Source organism: Actinospica sp., from assembly GCF_035552695.1.
Classification (GTDB): domain Bacteria; phylum Actinomycetota; class Actinomycetes; order Streptomycetales; family Catenulisporaceae; genus Actinospica.
The window spans coordinates 1-4,351 of record NZ_DASZKT010000222.1 but is presented as its reverse complement, the minus strand read 5'-3'; the positions used below and the strand labels follow the sequence as shown (position 1 = coordinate 4,351).

Sequence of the window (4,351 nt, the reverse complement as noted above, 5' to 3'; positions counted from 1 at the left end):
CGGCGAGGGTGAAGTCCACCTGCACCGCCGGATCCTCGGCCTGCAGAGCGGCCAGCGCCTGGTCGCGGCGGGTGGTCGAAGCGGTGTCGGAAAGCACGCCGCCCTCGATGTCGAAGTCGAGGCGGGTGACACCGTAGGTGTTGACCACGTTCAGGTACGCGGCGGTCAGCGAGGAGACACTCGTGCAGGTCTGCGCGAGCTCGCCGCCGGCCGCGCCGCCGAAGGAGATGATGACGTTGCCGCCGGAGGACTGCAGGGTGCTGATCTGCGAGGAGAAGGCACCGACGGCGGAGTTGTCGTCCTCCCACTTGGGCGTACAGCCGGACTGCGGGATGAGGAACGCGAGCGTGTAGTACTTCAGGCCGGTCGCCGCCTCGTCGGCGGCGATGTCGCCCGCGTCGGAAGCGGATATCTGCAGGTAGGGTGCGGCGTAGTGGGCGGGCAGCGCGGAGCCGGCCGCGGCTGCGGGTCCCGCGGTGGCGACCGCGAGGCCGCCGGAGACGAGGACGGTGCCCGCGAGGACGGGCAAGGCGGTGAACCATGATCTGAATGTGCGTAACCGCATGCTGATCTGGCGATCCCTTCGGCACGAGTTCAACGGCGGGGTGGGCGGCCGCCGCGGTGGGAAATACTCGCATCGCTTCTGAAACACGCCCAGAAACGACTTGTGGAGGAATATCAGCAGTACGCTCGATCAACGTCAACGGTTCACGACAGTACCGGTCCAGACCACTCAGCATCGTTACAGGGTAGTCGTGAAACAAGACGCTGTTTCAGGCCTTGGTGCCGGAACCTTCGCTCCTCATGAATGCTCCTTCGCCGCAACGGGCCGACGCACCCCGTGGCTGTTCACACCACCCCGGCCTCCCTCGCCCCCTCCATGACCTCCTCCGCGCGGTCCACGAGTTCGGCGACGCTCTTCGTCGTCGACTCCAGGCCGATGATCACCTCGTCCGGACCGGCTTCCGCGGTCGCGACCAGGTCCTCGACGACCTGCGCGACCGTCCCCTGAAACAGCCCGCGATCGGCGCCGAGCGGCGCGTCGGTGAGGCCCAGCCACGCCAGCGGCAGCAACTGCAGAGCCTGCGGATCCCGGCCATTGCGCTCGGCGAGTTCGCGCACGTGCTTCCAGGCCGCCACCAGTTCCGGGCCGCCGAGCCCGGACGGGATCCAACCGTCCCCCTTCGCGGCGACCCGCTTGAGCGCGCGCTCGCCGCTGCCCCCGAAGGCGATCGGGATCGGCCGCTGCGGCTTCGGATTGGCCAGCGCGTTCTCGACCGACATGCGGCTGTCTGAGTACGTGACCGGATTCGGCGACCAAAGCGCGCGCAGAGCGTCGACGAGCTCTTCCATGCTCCTGCCCCGCGCGCCGAAGTCGGCCCCGGCAGCCCGGTATTCGTCGGTCGACCAGCCGCTGCCGACACCCAGCACGACGCGGCCGCGGCTGGCGAGGTCGAGCGTCGCCAGCGTGCGGGCAAGGTGGAGTTCGTTGTGCAGCGGCCCCACCAGGATCGACGTGCCCAGCCGCACCCGCGACGTCGCCGCGGCGGCGAGGGTGAGGACGGTCAGCGGGTCGGCGCAGTACTCGTAGTAAGGGTCCCAGGGCAGGCCGGGGACACCGTACATGCCGTCGGTCGGGCTGAGAGGGAACAGTACGCGCTCGTAGACCCACAGACCGGCGTAACCGATCTCCTCGGCGCGGCGCGCGACGTGCGCGATATCGGTGGCGTAGTCGACGTTGGCACTCTGCGGAAGCCGAAGCCCGAGCTTCATTCGGGTACTCCTCGTGGTAGAGGTGGTGGTGCGCCGATCAGTGGCCGCCGACCATGGCCAGGGCCCTGTCATAGTCGCCGTTGACCTCGGCGAAGCGCAGGAACCTGACGTTCTCCACGAGGATCTCCTTCGCCTCGGGCTCGGTCCGCAGCCGCTCCATGGCCTCGTCGAGGAAGTCCTCCAGGGGCATCGCCTGCTCGGAGTCCTGCTGCCCCATCAGCGTTGTCCGGACGGCCGGCGGGACGAGTTCGAGCACCTGGATCGGCGTGTCGGCGAGTTGGACGCGCAGGCCCTCGGTGAAGGAGTGGATGGCGGCCTTGGTGGCGCTGTACGTCGGCGAGACGGGATGCGGCACGAACGCGAGCCCGGAGGAGACGTTGATGACGGCCGCGTCCGGCTGCTTCGCCAGGAGCGGGATGAACGCGGCGAGTACGCGGATCGGCCCGAGCAGGTTCGTCGTGACGGTCGACTCGGCGGTAGCGAGGAAGTCCGGGCCGCGCACGTCCTCGGGCAGCATGATGCCGGCCATGTTGACCAGCACGTTCAGCTCGGGGTGCGCGCGGGTGACCGTCTCGTGGGCGCTGGCGATCGACGCCGGATCGGTGACGTCGAGGACGAGGGCCTCGATGCCGGGGTGTCCGGCCGTGATGGTGTCGAGCAGTTGCTTGCGACGGCCGGCGACGATCACCTTGTTGCCGGACTCGTGGAAGCGAAGGGCCAGACCGAGCCCGATGCCCGAGGTGCCTCCGACGATCAGAACCGTGTTATCCGTGGTCTTCATTGTGGGTTCCCTCCTTCTTTGTTTCTTTGTCGGGCCCGGCCTGGGCTTGGTTCAGCTGTTGGCGATGGCGCCGGCCCAGTCGAGGTTCACGCCCATCTGGGCGTACATGTCGGTGTATCCGACGTAGCAGTCGAACTTCTCGACCTTGCCGTCGTGCAGGTACCAGAAGTCGGCGGTCGGCGCGTCGATCTTCGCGCCGTTCGGCTTGAGGGTGCCCGCCGGGGTCTGCAGCGGCCCCTCGAACGTGCCGTCGATCGAGAGTTCGAGGCTGACCACGTCGCCGCTGACGGTGATGCTCTTCAGGTCGCGGTGGACGTCGGGGAAGACGTCGGCCATGCCGGTCACGACGTCGCCGAGGGCCTTGCCCTGATAGGTCTTGCCGGCGACCTCGTCGTTGAAGACGCCGTCCTTGGCGAAGTCGTTGATGAACGCGTTGACGTTCAGGGTGGCGCCCTGCGCCACGTAGTACGCGTTCAGGACGACGGCGAGGTTGGCGATCTCATGCGGGGTCAGATGGCGGTTGGTGAGCGGCAGCCCCGCCAGCTGGGCGGGACTCAGGGCCGCGTGGGCCGCCTGCGTGCTGCTGCCGGCGGCGGGGCTCGCGGCCTGCGCCGGCGCGGCGGCGATGGCGATACCGGCCAGGCTGGCGACCGCGGCCGAGGTGACGATCGTCTTCCATCCGAGCGACTTCATGTGGGTGTTCCTCCAGGTTGATTCTCGGGATCCGAGGATCCGTCGAGGGGGCTGAGCGCCCTGTGCGGCGCTTTCAAATCAAACGCTCGCTTGACTGCATGAGTGACTGTATGAGCGCTGCCGCAGACCTGTCAAGCGAATGTTTGATTTGAAAGCGGCGCGGGCCGTCCCGCCTGCCCTGCGGTCGGCCGCTTGACAGAAAAGTCAATCAGCCGTTTGATTACTGTTCATGGTGACGGAACGGATCGACCAACGCCGCGAGGCCGGGCAGCGGACGCGGGACGGCCTGCTGGCCGCCACGGTGGAACTGCTCGCGCAACACGGCCAGGACGGCGTGACCCTCCGTGAGATCACGGACCACGCCGGAGCCAACGTCTCCGCGGTGAGCTACCACTTCGGGTCGCTGAAGACGCTGTGCGATTCGGCGATCGAGCACGCGCTCGAGCTGTATCTGGACGCGCAGATGAACGCGGTCGCCTCACTCGACGCCGCGTCGAGCATCGAGGATCTGGCCGCGGCGTTCATCAGGCCGATGATGCGCGCATTGGCGACCGGCGGACCGGCTCTGGCGGTCATGCGGACGGTGGCGCGAGTCGGGATCGACCCACCCGAGAGCTGGGGTCGGCTGACCGCGAAGTTCCAGCAGTCCCGCCGGGACGTGGCCCGGAAGCTCTCGGCCGAGCTTCCCGGAGTCGGCGACGAGGAGCTGGACTTCCGCATCCGGTGCGCGGCCGGCATGCTCAACTGGCTCGCGCTGGCGCCCATCGGCGCCGACCTGGCCGCCGAACCCCCCGAGCGGATCGAGCGGTGGCTGGTCCCCATGCTGGCCGGAGCGTTCCGCGGCTCCCCGAACAGCGCGGGCTGATCGATCCGCGAATCAATTCAAACGATCGCTTGACAGGCTCGCGGGGTCGGCATAGCCTCTTCCTCAAGCAAACATTTGATTTCTCGCGAGGGAGCCCGCCATGACCACCGAAGTCGAACACGTCGTCCGCCAGGCCTACCACTACGCCGAAGGCGACGTCCTGAACGTGCAGGGCTTCGTCGACCTGTTCACCGACGACGGCGTCTTCCGCGACATGGTCAACGGCCAGGAATACCGCG

At 67.9% G+C, this 4,351-nt stretch carries 4 protein-coding genes and 1 pseudogene; 1 reads left to right on the top strand and 4 read right to left on the bottom strand.

The window, feature by feature from the left end:
- The 4 genes and pseudogenes from VG296_RS25525 to VG296_RS25510 all read right to left on the bottom strand — a co-directional run.
- Positions 1-565, bottom strand: a pseudogene (locus VG296_RS25525) (hypothetical protein); the annotation flags it as partial.
- A gap of 284 nt (positions 566-849) precedes the next feature.
- Positions 850-1,773 carry an LLM class F420-dependent oxidoreductase gene (locus VG296_RS25520; protein WP_325569934.1) on the bottom strand — a complete coding sequence of 308 codons (924 nt, stop codon included), beginning with the start codon at positions 1,771-1,773 and terminating at the stop codon, positions 850-852.
- A 37-nt stretch (positions 1,774-1,810) separates the two neighbouring features.
- Entirely contained in the window at positions 1,811-2,554 is a 744-nt protein-coding gene (locus tag VG296_RS25515; protein ID WP_325569932.1) for an SDR family oxidoreductase, read from the bottom strand.
- A 51-nt stretch (positions 2,555-2,605) separates the two neighbouring features.
- Entirely contained in the window at positions 2,606-3,247 is a 642-nt protein-coding gene (locus VG296_RS25510) for a nuclear transport factor 2 family protein (RefSeq protein WP_325569930.1), read from the bottom strand.
- Positions 3,248-3,476: 229 nt separating this feature from the next.
- On the opposite strand from VG296_RS25510, the gene VG296_RS25505 reads away from it, so the two are divergent.
- Positions 3,477-4,112 (top strand): TetR/AcrR family transcriptional regulator, encoded by a 636-nt coding sequence (locus VG296_RS25505; protein ID WP_325569927.1) that lies wholly within the window; start codon positions 3,477-3,479, stop codon positions 4,110-4,112.
- Positions 4,113-4,351 lie beyond the last annotated feature (239 nt).